At 72.3% G+C, this 19,690-nt stretch carries 17 protein-coding genes; 8 read left to right on the top strand and 9 right to left on the bottom strand.

Translation table 11 applies throughout. From position 1 onward, the window contains the following. Nucleotide 1: 1 nt before the first annotated feature. Nucleotides 2–463, bottom strand: a complete 462-nt coding sequence (locus tag AB0H84_RS06165) for a MarR family transcriptional regulator (protein ID WP_357598861.1) — start codon at nucleotides 461–463, stop codon at nucleotides 2–4. An 84-nt stretch (nucleotides 464–547) separates the two neighbouring features. Here AB0H84_RS06165 and AB0H84_RS06160 point away from each other — a divergent pair, with 84 nt between their 5' ends. Continuing rightward, entirely contained in the window at nucleotides 548–976 is a 429-nt protein-coding gene (locus AB0H84_RS06160) for a DoxX family protein (protein WP_357598858.1), read from the top strand. Nucleotides 977–1,033: 57 nt separating this feature from the next. Here AB0H84_RS06160 and mmuM read toward each other — a convergent pair whose 3' ends face one another. The 3 genes from mmuM to AB0H84_RS06145 all read right to left on the bottom strand — a co-directional run bounded on the left by mmuM (nucleotide 1,034) and on the right by AB0H84_RS06145 (nucleotide 5,750). Continuing rightward, nucleotides 1,034–1,900, bottom strand: a complete 867-nt coding sequence (mmuM, locus tag AB0H84_RS06155; RefSeq protein ID WP_357598855.1) for a homocysteine S-methyltransferase — start codon at nucleotides 1,898–1,900, stop codon at nucleotides 1,034–1,036. A 173-nt stretch (nucleotides 1,901–2,073) separates the two neighbouring features. After that, complete coding sequence (locus tag AB0H84_RS06150) at nucleotides 2,074–4,431, bottom strand: VIT domain-containing protein (protein WP_357598852.1); 2,358 nt, start codon at nucleotides 4,429–4,431, stop codon at nucleotides 2,074–2,076. Beyond that, nucleotides 4,428–5,750, bottom strand: coding sequence for a MerR family transcriptional regulator (locus tag AB0H84_RS06145; protein ID WP_357598849.1), 1,323 nt, complete (start codon nucleotides 5,748–5,750; stop codon nucleotides 4,428–4,430). Before AB0H84_RS06145 ends, AB0H84_RS06150 begins: the two co-directional genes overlap by 4 nt. Nucleotides 5,751–5,861: 111 nt before the next feature. On the opposite strand from AB0H84_RS06145, the gene AB0H84_RS06140 reads away from it, so the two are divergent. Both AB0H84_RS06140 and AB0H84_RS06135 read left to right on the top strand, forming a co-directional pair. Then, nucleotides 5,862–6,329, top strand: a complete 468-nt coding sequence (locus AB0H84_RS06140; protein WP_357598846.1) for a DNA starvation/stationary phase protection protein — start codon at nucleotides 5,862–5,864, stop codon at nucleotides 6,327–6,329. 176 nt (nucleotides 6,330–6,505) lie between these two features. Then, nucleotides 6,506–7,528, top strand: a complete 1,023-nt coding sequence (locus AB0H84_RS06135) for an alkaline phosphatase PhoX (protein WP_357598843.1) — start codon at nucleotides 6,506–6,508, stop codon at nucleotides 7,526–7,528. Here AB0H84_RS06135 and AB0H84_RS06130 read toward each other — a convergent pair whose 3' ends face one another. Then, nucleotides 7,529–8,125, bottom strand: a complete 597-nt coding sequence (locus AB0H84_RS06130) for a TetR/AcrR family transcriptional regulator (protein WP_357598840.1) — start codon at nucleotides 8,123–8,125, stop codon at nucleotides 7,529–7,531. It lies immediately after the preceding gene. A gap of 97 nt (nucleotides 8,126–8,222) precedes the next feature. On the opposite strand from AB0H84_RS06130, the gene AB0H84_RS06125 reads away from it, so the two are divergent. Then, the gene (locus AB0H84_RS06125) at nucleotides 8,223–10,412 is read left to right on the top strand and encodes an MMPL family transporter (protein ID WP_357598837.1); all 2,190 of its coding nucleotides are present in this window, start codon (nucleotides 8,223–8,225) and stop codon (nucleotides 10,410–10,412) included. On the opposite strand, the gene AB0H84_RS06120 is transcribed toward AB0H84_RS06125, so the two are convergent. Then, the gene (locus AB0H84_RS06120; RefSeq protein ID WP_357598834.1) at nucleotides 10,381–11,229 is read right to left on the bottom strand and encodes a helix-turn-helix domain-containing GNAT family N-acetyltransferase; all 849 of its coding nucleotides are present in this window, start codon (nucleotides 11,227–11,229) and stop codon (nucleotides 10,381–10,383) included. The two genes, AB0H84_RS06125 and AB0H84_RS06120, sit on opposite strands and share 32 nt — an antisense overlap. A 94-nt stretch (nucleotides 11,230–11,323) precedes the next feature. Here AB0H84_RS06120 and AB0H84_RS06115 point away from each other — a divergent pair, with 94 nt between their 5' ends. Both AB0H84_RS06115 and AB0H84_RS06110 read left to right on the top strand, forming a co-directional pair. Continuing rightward, nucleotides 11,324–12,229 (top strand): beta-propeller fold lactonase family protein, encoded by a 906-nt coding sequence (locus AB0H84_RS06115; protein ID WP_357598831.1) that lies wholly within the window; start codon nucleotides 11,324–11,326, stop codon nucleotides 12,227–12,229. A gap of 101 nt (nucleotides 12,230–12,330) precedes the next feature. Next, nucleotides 12,331–13,629 carry a N,N-dimethylformamidase beta subunit family domain-containing protein gene (locus tag AB0H84_RS06110; protein ID WP_357598828.1) on the top strand — a complete coding sequence of 433 codons (1,299 nt, stop codon included), beginning with the start codon at nucleotides 12,331–12,333 and terminating at the stop codon, nucleotides 13,627–13,629. A gap of 8 nt (nucleotides 13,630–13,637) precedes the next feature. Here AB0H84_RS06110 and glpK read toward each other — a convergent pair whose 3' ends face one another. Next, entirely contained in the window at nucleotides 13,638–15,110 is a 1,473-nt protein-coding gene (gene glpK / locus AB0H84_RS06105; protein WP_357598825.1) for a glycerol kinase GlpK, read from the bottom strand. Between the two features lie 121 nt (nucleotides 15,111–15,231). Between glpK and AB0H84_RS06100 the strand changes: the two genes are divergently transcribed. Continuing rightward, nucleotides 15,232–16,257, top strand: coding sequence for a 6-phosphofructokinase (locus tag AB0H84_RS06100; RefSeq protein ID WP_357598822.1), 1,026 nt, complete (start codon nucleotides 15,232–15,234; stop codon nucleotides 16,255–16,257). A 126-nt stretch (nucleotides 16,258–16,383) separates the two neighbouring features. On the opposite strand, the gene AB0H84_RS06095 is transcribed toward AB0H84_RS06100, so the two are convergent. Both AB0H84_RS06095 and AB0H84_RS06090 read right to left on the bottom strand, forming a co-directional pair. Beyond that, nucleotides 16,384–17,199 carry an MHYT domain-containing protein gene (locus AB0H84_RS06095; protein WP_357598820.1) on the bottom strand — a complete coding sequence of 272 codons (816 nt, stop codon included), beginning with the start codon at nucleotides 17,197–17,199 and terminating at the stop codon, nucleotides 16,384–16,386. A gap of 62 nt (nucleotides 17,200–17,261) precedes the next feature. Then, nucleotides 17,262–18,125, bottom strand: coding sequence for an MHYT domain-containing protein (locus AB0H84_RS06090; RefSeq protein WP_357598817.1), 864 nt, complete (start codon nucleotides 18,123–18,125; stop codon nucleotides 17,262–17,264). A gap of 113 nt (nucleotides 18,126–18,238) precedes the next feature. On the opposite strand from AB0H84_RS06090, the gene AB0H84_RS06085 reads away from it, so the two are divergent. Continuing rightward, a complete protein-coding gene (locus tag AB0H84_RS06085; RefSeq protein ID WP_357598815.1) occupies nucleotides 18,239–19,336 on the top strand; it encodes a DUF5931 domain-containing protein in 1,098 nt (365 codons plus the stop codon). Nucleotides 19,337–19,690 lie beyond the last annotated feature (354 nt).

Here is a 19,690-nt window from a genome sequence, read left to right as displayed (position 1 = left end):
CTCACCTGCGGGAGCGCAGGACCGCCTCGGTCTTCTGCATGGCGGTGGTCATCGCCTGCAGCTCCTCCCGGCTGAGCCGGTCGATCAGATACTCGCGCACGACCTCCACGTGCCCCGGGGCCACCCGTTCCAGGCAGCGCAGGCCCGCCTCGGTGAGCACCGCCAGCACTCCGCGCTCGTCGCCGGGGCATTTGGCACGTTCCACCATGCCGGCCTTCTCGAGCTGGGTGATCTGGTACGTCAGCGCGCTCTTCGACACCACCGCGCCCCTGGACAGCTCGGTCATGCGCATCTGATGTCCGGGGGCTTCGGCGAGCCGTACCAGGATCTCGTACTGCGGGTGCGTCAGCCCGGCCGCGGCCTTGAGCTGCTCCTCGATACGCCGCTCGAGCAGGTGGGAAGTGGACAGGAAGGCGCGCCACGCCGCCATCTCCGTCGCGTCCAGCCATCGGGGGTCTGTCACCGGCCCATTCTACGTGCTGTTCAATTTTGAACGATCGATGCTAGGGTGTGGTTGAAATGTGAACGACTCTCCCAAGGAGCTCCAATGATCGACCAGGCCCGCCCCGTCGTCCTGCTCCTCGCGAGGATCGCCATCGGAGTGATCTTCCTCGTGCACGGCTACCAGAAGTTCGCCACCATGGGGATCGCGGGCACGACCAAGTTCTTCGAGTCCGCGGGCATCCCGCTGGCGTCCGTGGCCGCTCCGGCCGTGGCGGTGCTGGAGGTGGTGGGCGGCCTGGCGCTGATCCTCGGCGCGGCACTGCCGATCGCGGGCGCGCTGCTGGCCCTCGACATGGTGGGCGCCATCGTGTTCGTGCACGCCTCGGGTGGCTTCGCCGTCGGCGAGGGCGGCTACGAGTATGTCCTGGCGCTGGCGGCCGCCAGCCTGGCCATCGGGTTCACGGGCGGGGGCGCGCTGGCCCTCGACAGCGTCCTGGGCCGCCGCCGCAGCGCCGCGGCGGTGGCCGCCTAGCGCACCTCGCCCGCGAACGGACCTCGCGCACGCGGGGTCCGTTCGCGCATCGGGGCCTCAGGACAGGTGGGCGCGGATCTGCGCGATGTGCTCAGGAGTGGTACGGCAGCACCCGCCGATCAACGACGCGCCCGCCTTCTGCCACTCCTTGGCCGCCTGCCCGAACTCCACCGGATCGGCCAGCCCCAGCCACCGCCGGTGCCCCGCGTCCCAGGTCTCGCCCGAGTTGGGGTAGACCACCACGGGCGGCCCGCCTGCCAGGCACGAGATCAGCCCGGGGATGTGCCGCGGCGCGGTGCAGTTGGCGCCCACGGCCACCACCTGCGGGTTTCCGGCGAACAGCGCGGCCGCCTCGCGGATGGGCGTGCCGTCGTTGAGCCGCTCCCCGTCACGGCAGGAGAAGCTCACCCACGCCTTCACCTCGGGCGTGCGGGCCAGCAGCCTGACCAGCGTCCGCGCCTCCGGATATGACGGGATCGTCTCGCAGGCCAGCAGGTCGGCCCCGGCCGAGGCGAGGATCTCCCAGCGCGGCAGATGCCACTCGAACAGGCCCTCCTCGTCGAGGCCGTAGTCGCCGGTGTACTCGGCGCCGTTGGCCAGGTAGGCGCCGTACGGGCCGACCGAGGCCGCCACCAGCCCGCGACCGGCCTCGTCGCGCGCCTGGGCGGCGAGCTCCACCGACAGCCTGATCAGCCGCTCGGCCGTCGCCACGTCCAGCCCGCGCCGCAGGAAGCCCGGGATCGTGGCCTGGTAGCTGGCGGTCGTGGCCACGTCGGCGCCCGCCGCGAAGTAGTCGGCGTGCACGCGCCTGATCAGCTCGGGCTGCTCCAGCAGCAGCCGCGCGGACCAGAGCTCGTCGCCGAGGTCGGCGCCGAGCCGTTCGAGCTGGGTGGACAGGCCGCCGTCCAGGACAAGTGCAGTCACGCATCCAGGGTACGAGCACTCGCGCGGCGCACGGTGCGGCGCCACGATCGGCGCTTCGCACGCCACCGCCACCGGACAGGGTCGCACGCTCGCGCGGCGCCACGATCGGCGCTTCGCATGCCACCGCCACCGGCACGGGCCGAGCGCTCGTACCGCCGAACGGCACGCGCCTCCTACGTGCGCTTCCAGAAGGAGCCGCGGCGACCTGATGAGCCCGGGTCGTCGCCCACGAGGGCCGTGAGGACCTCCACGGCCCGGTCGTGCAGGGCCTGGGCGTCGGCGCCCGGCCGCTCGGCGGACTCCAGCTCGCGGGCCAGCGCCTCCAGCTGCTCGTTCCTGCCGAGGTACGCCGCCAGCGCCGCCAGCCGCGACCCCAGGTCCGCCAGGTACAGCAGATCGGCCACGGGCAGCGCCTTCAGCCGGTCGAGCTCGGCCACCAGTTGCGGCCTGACCGAATCCAGCGGCTGCGCGGGTCTGGGCGACCGGCCACCCGGCCGGCCCCACCCCGGGCCGCGCACCCCGCCACCGGGCACGGAGGGCGCGGGCGCCGCGGGCGGCTGTCCGGGCATCGGGGAGACGCCGAAGCCCTCGGTGGCCCCGGCCGGGCCACCGGCCAGCAGCCCCTGATCCAGGTCGCCGAGGCCCGGCTGCGGGAGATGCATCCGCTGGGCGCCCATCGGCGGGGCGGCCATCACCGCCGCGCGCGCCGTGAAGCCCATCATCGGCGGGGCCTGCGGCGGCTCCCAACCGCTCGGTGGTTCGACCGGCTGGATGACGCGGTGTTCCGGAGCGCCCTCGGCGACCTGCCTGGTGTCGATCGCCACGTACGCGGTGAAACGGCAGAGCACGCCGTACTCGAGCGAGGTCCGTACGATCCTGGGCTCCAGGTCGTGCTCGCCCATGGCGTACCGGTCCTCGAGCTCGCGCAGGTGCGCGCGGGCCCAGACGGCGCGGATGGCCGGACTGTCCACCGTCACGCCCGTGACCTGCTCCTCCCACGGCCCGTCCGCGGCCATCCCGCGTACGGTCAGCGAGGAGCCCTCGCGACAGCGCCCGTACACGCGCAGCGGCACCCCGGGGAAGATCGACCCCAGATGGGTGACCGTGCCGGGTTCGACGTCGAGGCCCTTGAGCGAGAGGTCGGTCACCAGGGGAGCGCCGATCCTGCGGTGGATCTGCTCCATGGCGGCGTCCAGCCGGTCCTCCGACTCGACCAGCTCGCACCGGCCCGCGCCGAGCCCGGCGAGGCGGCCGAGGAAGCCGGCGTTCACGGCGCGGTCGATGCCGACCGTGTGCACGCGCATCGCCGACAGCGCGCCGCCGACCTGCTCCAGGATCTGGTCCTCGTGGCCCACCTGGCCGTCGGTGACCAGCACCACGACGCGTTCGCGCCCGTCGCGGGAGCCTAGGAGCGCGATGGCCCGGCGCAGCGGCTCCAGCAGCTCGGTGCCGCCCCGGGCGTCCACGCGGGCGAGGTGTTCGACGGCGCGGTACCGGTTGCGGTCCGACGCCTCCACCAGCCCCTCGAACGCCTCCTCCACCACGGAGTCGAACGTCAGCACCGCGAACCTGTCCTGCTCGGTCAGCGTGTCGACGATGCGGGCGGCGGCCCTGCGCGCGGTGACCATCTTCCAGCCGCCCATGCTGCCCGAGCGGTCGAGCACCAGCACCAGGTCGCGCGGCGTGCGCGTGGACTGAAGCGGCGGCGGCACGACGGTGAGCGCGAACGTCCCGCGCCCGTCCAGTTGCAGCGACGTGGACGCGTCGAACGACATCCGCAGGATGAAGTCGCGGTCGAGCCGCTCGCCCGGGCGCAGCCGTACCGTGTCGCCCTCCTCCTCGACCACGTGCAGGCTGGAGGCCAGCTCGCGCAGCTCGAGCCCGGCCGCGTCCACGGTCGCGCGCAGCGACAGGCGCACGGGGTCGGGGAAGCCGGGCAGCAGGACGGGCGGGCTGATCCGGGACGCGTCGGGCACGGCGTCGGTGTCGGGCGCGGCCCCGTCGCCGACGGGCGGGCCGTCGATGGGGCTGCCCGGGATGTAGCGCGGGGCCACGACCAGCGGGAAGCGGAACGTGGCCGCGCCGTCCTCGTACGGCAGCGGCTGGCTCATGGTCAGCCTGACCGAGACGCGCTCGCCGGGCAGGATGTTGCCCACCCTGATCGTGAACACGTCGGGCCGGTCCTCCTCGGCGATCGCCGCCCGCCTGCCCTCGCGCAGCGCCTGGTCGTAGTCGGCCCTGGCCTGGGCGCGCTCTTTCAGCACGCCCTCGACGACCCGGTCGTCGGCCTCCATCCTGAACGCGGTGACGGCCGCCCTGTCAGGCAGCGGGAAGACGTACGTGGCCTCGAGCGTGACGTCGAACGGGTTCCTGAACCCCTGCGTGACCTCGACCCCGGCGATGAGCCCTGAGATGTCGGCGGCCACGTCCACGCTCTCCAGCGGCAGGTTGCCGCGTTCCGTCCGCAGCGCGCCGAACCCGGCCTCCGGCACCGGCAGGCACCGTGCGGGCTCCAGCGAAGTGATGTTCATCTGAGTTCCCTCTCTTCGAGCACCGCGAGCAGCGGCGCCGCCGCCGCGAGCACCGCCTGAACGTCCTCCTCGGAGGGGACCCGGCCCGCGTCCAGCACGAGCCGCACCCCGTCCGCCAGCCTGACCCCTGTGACCACCGGGGCAGCCGGTCCCTCGTGGGCCGCCCCTTGACCGGGAGCCCATGGACCAGTTGTCCCTTGACCAGTAGTCCCTTGACCAGTAGTCCCTTGACCAGTAGTCCCTTGACCGGCCGCCCCCGGAGCCCGTGCGGCCGCCTGCCCGTGCCGATCAGCCCAGAACCGCCCCCTGGTGTGCTCCCCACCGGCCCGCGCTGCGCCGTCTCCGGGGTACTCGGCGCCGGTCGTGGCCTGTGCCACGTCGTCATCGGCCCACATCGCATCAAGCTCGGCCGCACTGCGCTCCGTCGCGTCAGGCTGGGCGGGGTCAGGCTGAGCCGCGCTGCGCTCGGGCGCGTCGGGCTGGGTGGTGTCGCGCTGAGCCGCGCTGGGGTCGGGCGCGTCGGGCTGGGCGGTGTCGCGCTCAGTCGCGCGCCGCTCGGTCGCACCGTGCTGGGCATCCCGGCGCTCGACGGTGCTGTGCTTGCCTGCGGCGCTGCCACGCTCGGCATCGGTGCCGGTAGCAGCGCCTGCATCGTCCGTTCGGGCATCGGTGCCCGGTCCGGCGCCGTCGTGAGCGGCGCGGGTGTCGCGTCGCGGATCGGCGTGCGTGGCACCGGTGCCGTCGTGCGTGGCGTCGGCTTCCGGCCTCGCGTGGTAGGCGGCCGCCGGCCCGTGCCTCAGCGGCGCCTCGCCGTGCAGCGCGTCCTCCAGCCAAGCCGCCCCACCGGTGCTGGGCGCCGCGTCCGCCCGAGGTGTCGTGTCCGGCCTCGGAGCGGCGGCCGGTCTCGGGGTGGCGCCCGGCCCGACGGCGATGTCAGGTCCCAGCGCGTCGCTCGACGTCATGGGTCCCGGGCTGGAGTGGGAGGGCCCGTCCGGTGAGCCGGGGGCGGGGGCCAGACCGGCCGTGGCCTCCAGCATGCGGTCCGTGGCGCCGGTCAGGGCCGCCTGGATCTGGGCGATCGAGTGGCCGGCCGCCTGCAGGCGCTTGACGGCCACGAGCTGCAGCAGGTGTCTCCGGCCGTACTGGGCGATCCTGCCACGCCTGGTCAGAGGCGGGTCCACCAGGCCGATCGTCGTGTACCACCTGATCAGCCGCTCTCCGGGCACGTCGCGGACCCGGCCGTTGGCAGGTGCCGCGCCGCTGCGCAGGGCGCGCGCCGCGTGCTCGGCCAGTTCGCCGATGGTCCAGGTGTCGCTCATACCTCCACCATGACACTGTCATTATTACACTGTCAACAACAGCATGGAATGCCCGCTCGGTCGTTGTCGTTCTAAATAGGGAAAGTCCTACTTACAGGGGAGGAATGCGACATGGCTGTGATTACCGGCCCCCTTGCGGGCGAGGCCAAGAACACCGTCGCGGAGGCTCTGCAGGGCGCCCTGGTCGATCTCATCGACCTCTCGCTGGTCGCCAAGCAAGCACACTGGAACCTCATCGGCCCGCACTTCCGCTCGATCCATCTCCAGCTCGACGAGCTCACCGACCTGGCCAGAACGCACATGGACACCGTCGCAGAACGCGCCGTCGCGATCGGCGCCAACCCGGACGGCCGTTCCGCCACGGTCGCCAGGGCCACGAAGCTCCAGCAGCCGGAGTCCGGCTGGCTGGAGGACGGCAAGGTGGTGGCGATGATCACCGGCCTTCTGGACGGCGTCAGCAAGCGGATGCACGAGCGTGTCCGGACGACCGAGGAGGCCGACCCGGTCAGTCAGGACCTGCTCATCGCGGTGGCGCAGGACATCGACAAGCAGCACTGGATGTTCCAGGCCATGGCCTGATCCGCACGGGCCTGATCCGCACTGACCTGACCTGCCGGAAAGCCCGGGAGCCCGTTCGGGGCCCCGGGCTTCGGCACGCCGGACGGCAGCACGTTTGCGCAGAGTTTGATGTCGCGAGTCCCTGTCATTCATGTCGGTGCGGTCGACTAGCGTGGCACCTAGAGGGAGGCCCCACGATGTCCCACAAGACTCTCCTCCGCACGGGCCCGCTCTGGCGGGGCGGCACCAGCCCGTACGGTCCGCTCGGCCTGCCGGGCGCGGACGGCCTCGCGCTGCCCGCCGGCTTCACCGGCAGGGTGGTGGCCACTTCGGGCCAGAAGGTCGCCGGGCTGACCTGGCACGCCGCTCCCGACGGCGGCGCCTGCTTCCCCGACGGCGCCGGCTGGATCTACGTGTCCAACTCCGAGCTCCCGCTGCTCGGCGGCGCCTCGGCGCTGCGCTTCCGGCCCGACGGCACGGTCGGCGACGCGTACCGCATCCTGTCGGGCACCGACCTCAACTGCGCGGGTGGCGCCACGCCGTGGCACACCTGGCTGTCGTGCGAGCTCGGCGACCGCGGCCGCGTCTTCGAGTGCGACCCCTACGGCGCGCGGGCCGCGCGCCCCCGCCTGGCCATGGGCCGCTTCAGGCACGAGGCCGCCGCCTGCGACCCGGAGCGGCGCGTGATCTACATGACCGAGGACGAGCCCGACGGCTGCTTCTACCGGTTCAGGCCCGGCGACTGGGGCGACCTGACGGAGGGCACGCTCGAGGTCCTGTGCTCGGCGGGGCGCTGGCAGGCGGTGCCGTCACCGGCGGCCCTGGTCACGGCGGCCCGCCACCAGGTCGAGGACGCCCGCCACTTCGACGGCGGCGACGGCTGCCACTACGCGGGCGGCGTGTGCTACTTCACCACCAAGGGCGACACGGGCCTGTGGGCCTACGACGCGCAGACCGCCACGCTCGACCGGCTCTGCGAGGGCGTGCGCGCCATCACCGCCGCTCCCTCGGGCGACCTGTACGTGGCCAGGGAGACGACGGAGATCGACGTCATCACCCCCGACCGCGCGGTCACGCCGTTCCTCAGGCTCGAGGGGCGCCCAGGGGCGGAGCTGACCGGGCTGGCCTTCTCGCCGGGCGGCGAGCGGCTCTACTTCTCGGCCAGGCGCGGCCGCGCCGAGGGCCACACGTTCGAGGTGGCGGGGCCGTTCCGCGCCTGATCAAGCGGTCAGATAGCGCACCAGCATGACCTTCAGCTCCGCCACCAGCTCCGCGCCGCGCTCGGGCGGCGCGGAGGTCACCAGCGGCATCACCGCCTTCACCATGGCCACCGCCATCGTCCCCATCAGCGCCGCGCGCTCCTCCGGCAGGCCGGGGGAGCGGCGGCGCAGCATGGCGGCGACCTGCCGGGAGATGTCGGCGTGGAGACGCTGCGACGCCGCGGCCAGCTGATCGCCCGTCGCCGTCCCGTACAGCAGCGACCAGTACGCCGGTGACGCGCTCTTGAACCGGACGCTCTCGTCCACGAGCTGCCCCACCAGCGCCTCCAGCGGCACCTCCGGGGTGACGGCGGCCAGCCGGGCGGCCCAGAACTCCTGGCGGTCGACCGTGTAGCGGGCCACCAGCCCGTCCAGGATCTCCTCCTTGTTGCGGAAGAACTGGTACAGCGACCCCGGGGACATCTCCGCCCGCGCGGCGACGTGGTTCGTCGTCATGTCCGGATAGCCCACCTCGGCGATCACCGACTCGGCGGCGTCGAGGATCTCCGCCATGCGCTTCAGGCCACGCGCCTGCCGGCGGACCGTGCGTTCAGGCATGGGTCTCCTCGTTGACAAATGCGAGCATTTACTTGTATTTCTGGTTCGGCAACGAAACACGAGCAGTTTACCGGGTTTGCTTGACGGGGAGGCGAACATGGCGATGAACACGCAGGTCCGGCCGGCTCGCGAGGAGACGGGCGGCCCGCCGCTGCGCCGGCTGGGCTTCCTCCTCGTACGCCGCCGCAGGATCGTGCTGGCGCTGTCCGCCGTCGTGCTCGTCGTGGCCGCGGCGCTGGCGGCGGGGGCGGTGCCGCGGCTGTCGCTGGCCAGGTTCGAGGCGCCCGGGAGCGAGTCCGACCGGGCGCAGGCCGAGCTGGGCCGGCGCTTCGGCACCGGCAGCCCCGACCTGGTCTTCCTGGTGACCAGCAGGAACGGCACCGTGGACGACCCAGCCGTCGAGGCCGAGGGCAGGGAGCTGACGGCGCGGGTCGCCGCGCAGGAGGGCGTCGCCGAGTCCGCCTCGTACTGGACCCGGGGCAGGCCCGCCACCCTGCGCAGCGAGGACGGCAAGCACGCGCTGATCGTGGTGCGCATCCCGGGGGACGCCGGTCACGTGCGCGCGCGGGTCCTGCCCCGGCTCGTGCCCGAGATCACCAAGGGCACCGGCCTGCTCCAGGTGCGGGCCGGGGGAGGGGAGGAGGTGTTCAGGGAGACCGTGCCGCTGGCCAGGCAGGACTTCGTACGGGCCGAGCTGGTCATCTTCCCGCTGGCGTTCGTGCTGCTCTGGCTCTACCAGCGGCGGGTCATGGCGGCCCTGGTGCCGATCCTCGCGGGGGTGCTCGCGATGGTGGCCGGCCTGGCGCTCCTGCGAGGCGTCCTGCTGTTCGCCGATATTTCGACGTTCGCCCTCAACCTGACGCTGGCCATGGGGCTCGGGCTCGGCATCGACTACTGCCTCTTCGTGATCCAGCGCTTCCGCGAGGAGACGCGGCGCGGCGCGGACCGGGCGAGCGCGGTCGCCGGCGCCGTGGAGCACGCGGGGCGGACCGTGCTGTTCAGCGGGCTCACCGTGGCCGCGTCGCTGGCCGTGCTGTTCGCGCTGCCGTTCGACTTCCTGCGCTCCTTCGCGTACGCGGGCATCGCCGTCGTCATCGGCGGCCTGTTCGCGGCGGTCATCGTGCTGCCCGCGGCGCTCGCCTCGATCGGCGGCACGATGCTGCCCAGGCGCACGGGGCCCGAGCGGACGGGGCCCGAGCGGGCCGCCGGGTTCTGGCACGCGCTGGCCACCAGGGTGATGCGCCGGCCCCTGGTCCTCGGCGGGCTGGCCATGGCGGTGCTGCTGCTGCTCGCCTCGCCGTTGCTGGGGCTGCGCTTCGGCGCGGCGGATGATCGCATCCTGCCCCCGGAGGCGTCGTCCCGGCAGACGCAGGAGGTCATCCGCGAGTCCTTCCCCGCGGAGGAGACCGACGTCATCCAGATCGTCGCGAAAGATCGGGCGCCGGGTGATATTTCGGAGTATGCCGCGACGCTTTCCCGCCTGCCCGGCGTCGCCCAGGTCGACTCCGCCGCGGGCTCGTTCGCGGGCGGCCGGCGGGCGGGCGACGGCGACCCGCGCAGGTTCCAGGGGCAGGGCGCGTGGCTCTCCGTGGTCCCGTCCGGCGAGGCGCTGGCAGGCGACCCCGTGCGGCTCGTGGCGGCCGTACGCGCCGTCGAGCCGCCCTTCGAGGTCCTCGTCGGAGGCTACCCGGCCGAGCTGGCCGACTACCGGGCCTCGGTCGTCGACCGGCTCCCGCTGGTGCTGGCCCTCATGCTCGGCGTCACGTTCCTGGTCCTGTTCGGGATGACGGGCAGCCTGATCCTCCCGATCAAGGCGTCGCTCATGAACCTCCTCAGCCTGGGCGTCATGTTCGGGGCCGTCGTCTGGGTCTTCCAGGACGGCAACCTCTCCGGCCTGCTCGGCTTCACCCCGACGGGCACTCTCGACCCCAGCATCCCGATCCTGATGCTCTGCGTCGCGTACGGCCTGTCGATGGACTACGAGGTGTTCCTGCTCTCCCTCATCAAGGAGGAGTACGACAGGACGGGCCACACCGAACAGGCCGTGGCCACCGGCCTGCAGCGGGGCGCGCCGCTGATCACGGCCGCCGGCGGCATCCTGGCGCTCACGTTCGCCGCGTACGCCACGGCGCGGGTGACGTTCGTGCAGATGCTCGGCGTCGGCATGGCGGTGGCCGTGCTGGTGGACGCCACCGTGATCAGGGCGGTGCTGGTGCCGAGCCTGATGCGCCTGGCGGGCCCGCTCAACTGGTGGCCTAGAGGTCGCGCGACCACACCTGCTCGGTGACCTCGACCCCGTTCTCCGTCCCGGTCTCCTCCGACTCCAGCTCGAACCCGGCCGCCTGGTAGATGCGCCGCGCGCTCACCAGGCAGTCGCGGGTCCACAGCGTCATCCGCTTGTACCCCTCCGCCCGCGCGTGCCGCAGGCACTCCTCCACGAGCCGCCGCCCGATCCCGAGCCCCCGGGCGGACGGCTCCACCAGGAGCATCCGCAGCTTGGCCGTCGTCTCGTCCTGGCGTACGCAGAACACGCACCCGGCCCGCTCCCCGTCCACCTCGGCGATCCACCCCGCGTCGCGCGAGAAGTCCAGCTCGCCGACGATCCTGGCGACGAGCTGCTCGAAGTCGGTGCCCCAGCCGTACTCGCGGGCGTAGAGGTCGCCGTGCCGGAAGGCCACCCAGCCGAGGTCGCCGGTGCGCGGGGGCCTGATCACATAGGCGCGCGGCCCGTCCCCGGACCCCAGCAGGCGTCTGATCTGGGCCATGCTGACGACCAGCCGCTCCTGGCTCTCGTCCGGCAGCCCGGCCAGCAGCCGCTCGATCTCCCCGGCCGAGCGCTCGTCGAGCGATCGGAACGTCTGTGCGCCCGCGGGCGTGAGCCGTACGAGCTGCTTGCGCGCGTCCGACGCCGAGCGCTCGCGCGAGAGCAGCCCGTCGGCGTCCAGGCGGGTCAGAATCCTGCTGAGATAGCCCGCGTCCAGGTCGAGCAGGGTGCGCAGCTCCCCGGTCTCCATCGCCTCGGCGTGCGCCAGCTCGAACAGCACCCGCACCTCGGTCAACGAGTACGGCGAGTCGAGCAGGCCCGCCTGCAGCACGCCGATCACTTTCGTATAGAACCGGTTGAAGGCCCTGATCTCAGAGACTCTTGCCTCTGTCAATGAATTCATTGCTCTAGTCAACCATGGAAGGATCCCGGCTGTGAAGCAGGTCTATGTAGGCGGATACGGCCCAGGCATCTGCGCGCTCGGCGGCGGGCTGCTCGCCCGGGTCGCGTCGCCGTCGTTCCTGGCCGCCCATCCCACCCTGCCGGTGCTGTACGCGGCGGGCGAGCTCCGGCGCGGCTGGCTGACCGCGTTCCAGACCGGGCAGACCCTCAGGCCGCTGGACGAGCGGCCGAGCGAGGGCGACAGCCCGTGCCACGTCGCCGTGGACCCGACGGGCAGCGTGCTCGCGGCGACCGACTACGGCGACGGCACGGCCGTCATCTACCGCCTCGACTCCCGGGGCGCGTTCGACGGCGATCCGATCGTCCTGCCCCACAAGGGCTCCGGCCCGAACAAGGACCGCCAGGAGGGATCGCACGCCCACCAGGCCGTCTTCCACGACGGGATCCTGCACGTCTCCGACCTCGGCACCGACGAGATCCGCCGCTACCGCTACGACGGCACCCCCCTGGAGCCCATCGCGATGAACCCGGGCACGGGCCCGCGCCACTTCGCGTTCATCGGCTCCCGCCTGTACGTGGCGGGCGAGCTCGACGGCACCGTCACCCTCATCGACGGCGAGCGCCGCACCGTCGTCCCCGCCTCCCGCGAGGACGTCGAGAACTGCCCGTCCCACCTCCAGGTCGAGGGCGATCTGGTGTACGTCGCCAACCGCGGCCCCAACACGATCACGGTGCTGCGCGCCGCGGACCTGTCGCCCGTGGCCGAGGTGTCGTCCGGCGGCGACTGGCCGCGGCACTTCGCCATCGACGGGACCACCATGTACGTGGCCAACCAGCAGTCGAACGCCGTCACCCTCCTCGAGCTCAAGGACGGCGTTCCCCAGCCCTCCGCCCGGGGGTACGAGGTCGAACGCCCGTCCTGCGTGCTGATCATGTAAGGAGTTGGCCAAGTCGCCGCCCGCCGGGGCGGTCCGGCCACGACCATGAGCGGGTGCGAAAGGTCCTCGTCCTACTCCTTCTCGTGGCCGGGTGCGGCGGAATGCCCCCGGCCCCTGCCCCGGCCCCTGTCCCCAGGCCGGGCACACCCCGCCCCTCCTCCACCACGGACGTGCAGGAGTCGTGGCGCATCAGCGAGCGCGGCGCGGAGCACGAGATCGAGGGCTACGCCGACCAGGTGAGCGTCCTGCCGGGCGAGCGCTTCCACCTGCGCGTCTCCACGACCGCGCCGCGCTTCTCCGCCAGTGCCTTCCGCATGGGCGCGAACCCGGCCAAGGTCTGGGAGTCGCCCGAGGTCAAGGGGGTGCGCCAGGCGCCGATGAAGGTCGTGGGCGGCCCGAGCGCCGGCACGGTCACCGCCGCGCACTGGCGCCCCTCGCTCACCGTGGACACCGCGGGCTGGCCGGAGGGCGCCTACCTGATCAGGCTCGACGCCTCCACCGGGGCCCAGCGCTACGTCCCGATCACCGTGCGCTCGGACTCCACCGCCGGCCGCGTGGTGATCCTGAACGCGGTCACGACCTGGCAGGCGTACAACCTGTGGGGCGGCCGGAGCCTTTACCAGGGCGCCGGCGGGTTCGCCGGCCGCTCCCGCGCCGTCACCTTCGACCGCCCCTACGACCGCGACGGCGCCCGGCTCTTCCTGGACTTCGAGAAGGACGCGCTGGCCGTGGCCGAGCAGAGCCACGTGCCGCTGGCGTACCTGACGGACCTCGACCTCAAGCCGGGCGTGCTCGACGGCGCCCGCGCGGTCGTCTCCCTGGGCCACGACGAGTACTGGTCGCCCGGCATGCGCGCCGTCGTCACCAAGGCCAGGGACAGCGGCACGAACCTGGCCTTCCTCGGCGCCAACGCCGTCTACTGGCGGATCGCGATGCACGGCAGGACGCTCGCCTGCGACAAGGAACGGCTCTGCACGCTGTGGCGGGACTCGCGTCCGGAGAGCGCGCTGGTGGGGCAGATGTACGACTGCTTCCCCGCCGAGGGCGTCTACCGGGTGACCCGGCCGGGCCACTGGATCTTCGCCGGCACCAAGGGCGGGAGCTTCCCCGGGATGGTCGGCGTGGAGGCCGACAAGGTGTCGCGGGGGTCGCCGGGGAACGTCCGGGTGCTGGCGGAGTCGCCGTTCTCCTGCGGCGGGCGGGCGACCGTCTCCCACAGCACCTACTACGTGGCGCCCAGCGGGGCAGGGGTGTTCGCGTCGGGGACGATGCGCTGGGTGTGCGCGCTGCGGGGACGCCGGTGCGGGCACGGCGTGCCCGACCGCGCCGCCGCCTTCACCCGGCGCGCCACGATCAACCTCCTGACCCGTTTCGCCAAGGGCCCGGCCGGCGCCCCATGACGCGGCCGTCAGCCCGTGACCGCCGGGTGGTGGGAGGCCAGCTCGACGGCCGCGCGCCACCGCTCGTAGGCGGCGTCGTCACGGGCGCCGGGCACGAAGCGCCGCTCGAGCTGCCAGGTCTTGCGCAGATCGGACTTCGACCCCCACACCCCGGAGCCCAGCCCGGCCAGGAAGGCCGCTCCGAGCGCCGTGGTCTCCTGGAGGGCCGGGCGCTCCACCGCCGCGCCGAGCTGGTCGGCCTGCAGCTGCATGAGCAGGTCGTTGGAGCTGGCGCCGCCGTCGGCCTTGAGCACCGGCACGGCGCCGCCGGTCATCGCCTCGACCACGTCCCGCACCTCGAACGCGATCGCCTCCAGCGTGGCCCTCACCAGGTGGGCCCGCGTGGTGCCGCGCGTGATCCCGGTGATCAGCCCGCGCGCGTGGGGGTCCCAGTGCGGCGCCCCCAGCCCCGTCAGGGCCGGTACGAACACCACGCCCCCGCTGTCGGGCACCGTGCGCGCCAGCGCCTCCGACTCCGACGCCGTGCCGATCAGCCCCAGCCCGTCGCGCAGCCACTGCACGGCCGCCCCGGTCACGAAGATCGACCCCTCCAGCGCGAACGTGCGCTCGCCCGACGGCGTCTGCCAGGCCACGGTGGTCAGCAGCCCCTCCTCGGACCTGACGATCTCCCCGCCCAGGTTGGCCAGCACGAACGACCCCGTGCCGTAGGTGCACTTCACGTCGCCCACGTCGAAGCACGTCTGCCCGAACAGCGCCGCCTGCTGGTCGCCGGCCACCCCGCTGATCGGCAGCTCCAGCCCCAGGAAGGCGGAGGGCTCGGTGCGGCCGAGCGGCCCGTAGTTGGGCACGATCTCGGGCAGGGCGTGCTCGGGCACCCCGAACAGCTCGCACAGCTCGGGCTCCCAGGTGCCGGACGCGAGGCCGTACAGGAGGGTGCGGGAGGCGTTGGACGGGTCGGTCACGTGCCGCGCGCCCCCCGTGAGCCTGGCGATGAGGTAGGAGTCGACCGTGCCGACGGCGACGTTGCCGGTCTCGACGCCCTCCCACACGCCCTCTTCGTGCTCGGCCAGCCAGGCGAGCTTGGAGGCCGTGAAGTACGGGTCGAGCCGGAGCCCGGTCAGCTCCGACACGCGCGCCTCGTGACCCGCCTCCCGCAGCCGCCAGCACATCTCGGCGGTGCGCCGGTCCTGCCAGACGATGGCCCGGCACGGGGCGGCCAGCGTGCGCCGGTCCCACAGGACGGCGGTCTCGCGCTGGTTGGTGAGCCCGACACAGGACGGCGAGCCGGAGGCGCGGCTCAGCGCCGCGCTGCACGCGGAGAGCGTGGCCTGCCAGATGTCCTCGGGGTTGTGTTCGACCCAGCCGGGCGAGGGAAAATGTTGCCTGAACTCCTCGTAGCCCATTGACTCGATTTGCCCGTTATCGGTGACAACGAGCGCGGTCACCCCCGTTGTCCCGGCATCGATGGCCAACACACTCACGAGATCTCCTCGCAATCCATGTTTATGTCGTGGAGCTGTGCGTTTGGTCTAGACCACTGCCCGTGGCGGCGGGCACAATGCGAGTCTGACATCAAGGTGACCCCCATCGGGAGGAACCCGCATGCGTATCGGAGTGCTCACCGGAGGCGGCGACTGCCCCGGTCTCAACGCTGTGATCAGGGCTGTCGTGCGTAAGGGGGTGAGCGTCTACGGTCATGAATTCGTCGGCTTCCGTGACGGATGGCGCGGCCCGCTCGAAGGCGACACGATGCCGCTCGACATCCAGGCCGTGCGGGGCATCCTGCCACGCGGCGGCACCATACTCGGCTCCTCCCGCACCAACCCGATAAAGATCGAGGGCGGGGTTGACCGAATCAAGGAGAACCTCGCCGCCACCAGTGTCGACGCCTTGATCGCCATCGGCGGCGAAGACACGCTGGGCGTGGCCAAGCAGCTGTACGACCGCGACGTCAACGTGGTGGGCGTGCCCAAGACCATCGACAACGACCTGTCGGGCACCGACTACACCTTCGGCTTCGACACCGCCGTCAACATCGCGACGGAGGCCATCGACCGCCTCCACACCACCGCGGAGTCCCACCACAGGGCGCTCATCTGCGAGGTCATGGGGCGCCACGCGGGCTGGATCGCGCTGCACGCGGGCATGGCGGGCGGCGCGAACGTCATCCTCATCCCGGAGCGGCCGTTCGACATCGACCGGGTCTGCGAATACGTCGAGTCCCGCTTCCGCACCCGCTACTCACCGATCATCGTGGTCGCCGAGGGCGCCCACCCGATCGAGGGCCAGATGGAGCTGCAGACGGGCGAGCTCGACGCGTTCGGCCACGTCCGGCTGGGCGGCATCGGCGAGATGCTGGCCAAGGAGATCGAGAAGCGCACCGGCAAGGAGGCCCGCACCACGGTGCTCGGCCACATCCAGCGCGGCGGCACCCCGACGGCCTACGACCGGGTGCTGGCCACCAGGTTCGGGCTGCAGGCCATCGACGCGGCCCACGAGGGCGACTACGGCAAGATGGTCGCGCTGCGCGGCACCGAGATCGTCCGCGTCGGGCTCGACGAGGCCACGGCCGAGCTCAAGACCGTGCCCGTCTCGCGTTACGCCGAGGCGGAGGTCTTCTTCGGCTAGCTGAAAGCGGCTTGCAAGCGCGCGGCCGTACCTTATGGACCAGCGGGATCACCGCTGCGAGGGTACGGCTTGCGCCGCGGCGAGTAGGCGGCCCACCACGCGTCGCAAGCCGTACCTGGAGATAGCTCAACCGCGGGGCGTGCCGAAGAGATCCACTTCCGGCGCGCCCTCGTCGTTCTCACGCATCCGCGCCTTGTACGCAGCCTCGCTGCGCAGCTCCTTCTCCGACGGAGACAGCAGGACGGTGAGCAGCAGGCCCACGGTGATCACGCTGATGCCGACGATCAGCGGCAGGAGGAGGTCGATGGCCCTGGCGCCGGGGACGGGCATCATCTCCGGCAGCATGGTCACCGACATCGAGTACATCCCCGTGTAGTGCATCCCCGAGACCGCCACGCCCATGACCAGGGCCGCGCCGCCGATCCTGAGTGCGCCCCTGACCCGCAGCGTGAACCAGAGCGCCACGGTCGCCGCCCCGATCGCGATCAGGACCGAGAGGGAGACCACCGCCGGGTCGTAGGAGACGTGGGCGGACATGTTCATCGCGGCCATGCCGAGGTAGTGCATGCTCGCCACGCCGACGCCGGTCAGGACGCCGCCGCCGAGCAGGAACCCCAGTCGCTCCCCGCCGTGCGAGGCGAGGAAGAGCCCCACCCCCACGAAGACGACGGCGATGAGCGCCGACAGGGCGGTGAGCGGGACGTCGTAGCGGATCACCGAGCCGTTCACCGAGAAGCCCAGCATGGCGATGAAGTGCATCGTCCAGATGCCCGTGCCGCCTATCGCCAGGGCCGCCCCCGCCAGCCAGTAGCCGGCCTCGCGCCCGCCGGCGAGGCGGGCTCTGGAGGTCAGCAGCAGTCCGAGCATGGAGCCCACGCTGGACATGACGTACGCCAGCACGGGCGTTAACAGCCCGAAAGAAAAATGGTCGATCGGCGACATGACCCCCACCCATCCCTACGCACCGATAAGGGAGTATGAGCGGAGAGTCGTCGCGTGCGCAACTATCTTCTGCGTGCCTGCATGGCCCGGCGCGGCTGGGGCATCGGCGCGGGCGGCGCGGGGTAGGCGAGCTGCTGCTCCTGGGCGGTACGACGGCGCAGCTCCAGCTTGGCCACCAGCTCCGCGTCCTCGTGCATCTCCTCCTCGGACGGCGAGAGGATCACCATGAGCAGCATGGTCAGCGTGATCAGGCTGATCACGGTCATGAGGGGCACCAGGAAGTCGAGCGCGTCGGCGCCGGAGACCGGGCCGGGCTCGGGGTCGACCGTCACGCGCATCGCGTAGATGCCGGTGTAGTGCATGCCCGACACGGCCACGCCCATGACCAGGGCGGCGAGGGCGATCCAGACGGTCTTCTTCACCCGGAGCGTGAACCACAGCGCCACCGTCGCGGCCACCACCGCGATGGCCACGGAGGCGGCCACGGTGAGGCGGTCGTAGGAGACGTGGGCGGACATGTTCATCGCGTACATGCCCAGGTAGTGCATGGAGGCCACGCCGAGGCCCGTCAGCAGGCCGCCGCCGAGCAGGGCCAGGACGCGGCCGCCGCCGTACGAGACCAGGAACAGGCCGGTGCCCACGACCACGATGGCCACCAGGGCCGAGGCCGCGGTGAGCCACACGTCGTACTTGATCTGGGTGCCCTCCACCTGGAAGCCCATCATGGCGATGAAGTGCATGACCCAGATGCCGGTGCCGCCGATCGAGACGGCCGCGCCGAGCAGCCAGCGCACCCGGGAACCGCCGCGAGAGGCGTGCGCCTGTGCGGTGAGCCGCAGTCCGAGCATCGACCCGATGCACGACATCACGTAGGCGAGCAGCGGTGTCAGCAGGCCGTAGGTGAAATGATTTACAGCGGTGGTCATCTATCGGTTCCTTGCAATTAGGGGTCGCCGGATTGTTTCATCCTGCATGTCCTATTCGCATGGATAACGCGACTATCTGTCAAGTTGCCCTGTCGAGAACGTGAGAGGGGCTCATGGCGATCGAGGGGCCGTTCTGGCGGGCGATCGCGGTGTTCCGCGTCGCATCCCTCGTGTACGCGGCCGCGCTGATGGCCCAGAACCGCGGCTACGAGCACCCGGTGCTGGGCTGGCTGGTCATCGGCGTGATGGCGCTGTGGACGGCGGGGGCGACGTTCGCCTACTCGGCCGAGTCGCTGCGCCGCTGGCCGCTGCTGGCGATGGACCTCCTGGTGACGATGGCGTGCCTGCTGGCCTCCCCGTACGTCGAAGGCGCCGGCCAGGGCGCCAAGGGCACCATGCCCGTCCCCGCGACCTGGATAGCCGGTCCCGTGCTGGCCTGGGCGGTGCACGGGGGCAGGCGGCTGGGGGCGGTGGCGGCGGCCGTCGTCGCGGCGGGTGACCTGTGGCTGCGCGTACGCACCCACGAGTCGCCCATCCCGATCAACGGCGCCGTCCTGCTCTTCCTGGCGGGCGTGGTGGTCGGCCACGTGGCCCGGCTGGCGAGGCAGGCCGGGGAGCGCATGCAGCGGGCCATCGAGATGGAGGCCGCCCAGCGCGAACGCGACCGGCTGGCCCGCGACATCCACGATTCGGTCTTACAAGTGCTGGCGCTGGTCCAGCGGCGCGGGCGTCAGATCGGCGGCGAGGCGGCGGAGCTGGGCCGCCTGGCGGGCGAGCAGGAGGCCGCCCTGCGCGACCTCATCACGGCCGGCCCGCCGGCTTCGGGAGCGACCGACCTGCGCACCTTCCTGCTGCGGTACGGCTCGCCCACGGTCACGGTCTCCACCCCGGCGACCCCGCTGGTACTGCCGGCGGCGGTGGCCCGGGAGCTCGCGGCGGCGGTCGGGGCGGCCCTGGACAACGTCCGCGCCCACTGCGGCCCGGGGGCCCGCGCCTGGGTGCTGGCGGAGTCCGGCGAGGGCACGGTGACCGTCAGCATCAGGGACGACGGGCCCGGCATCCCGGACGGACGCCTGGACGAGGCGGCGGCCGACGGCCGCATGGGTGTCGCCCGGTCCATCCGGGGGCGCGTGGCCGAGCTGGGGGGCGAGGTCTCGATCGTCAGCGTCCCGAGCCAGGGCACCGAGATCGAGATCACCCTCCCCACTTGACCTCGCCGCCTGACCTCGCCGCCTGACCGCGCAGCCTGACCGCGCAGCCTGACCGCGCAGCCTGACCGCGCAGCCTGACCGCGCAGCCTGGCCTGCCGCTTGGCCTCGCCGCCTGACCTCACCCGGTGACCTCGTGACGTGACCTCCCCGCTTGGCCTCGCCGCCTGACCTCCTCGCTTGACCGCGCAGCCTGACCTCACCCGGCGACCTCGTGACGTGACCTGCGCGCTGGTCTCGGTGCCGCCCCCAGCTGCCTGCATCTGCGCCTGGGCTGCCTGCGCCCTCCCGCCCCGCGCCGCCCCCGCCTCACGCTGCGCCCGCCTCGCGCCGCCCCCGCCTCACGCTGCGCCCGCC

Origin of the sequence: Nonomuraea sp. NPDC050786, from assembly GCF_040654115.1 — a bacterium.
Taxonomy (GTDB): domain Bacteria; phylum Actinomycetota; class Actinomycetes; order Streptosporangiales; family Streptosporangiaceae; genus Nonomuraea.
The sequence above is the reverse complement of the archived record's forward strand: the minus strand, read 5'-3'. Positions and strand labels throughout refer to the sequence as shown.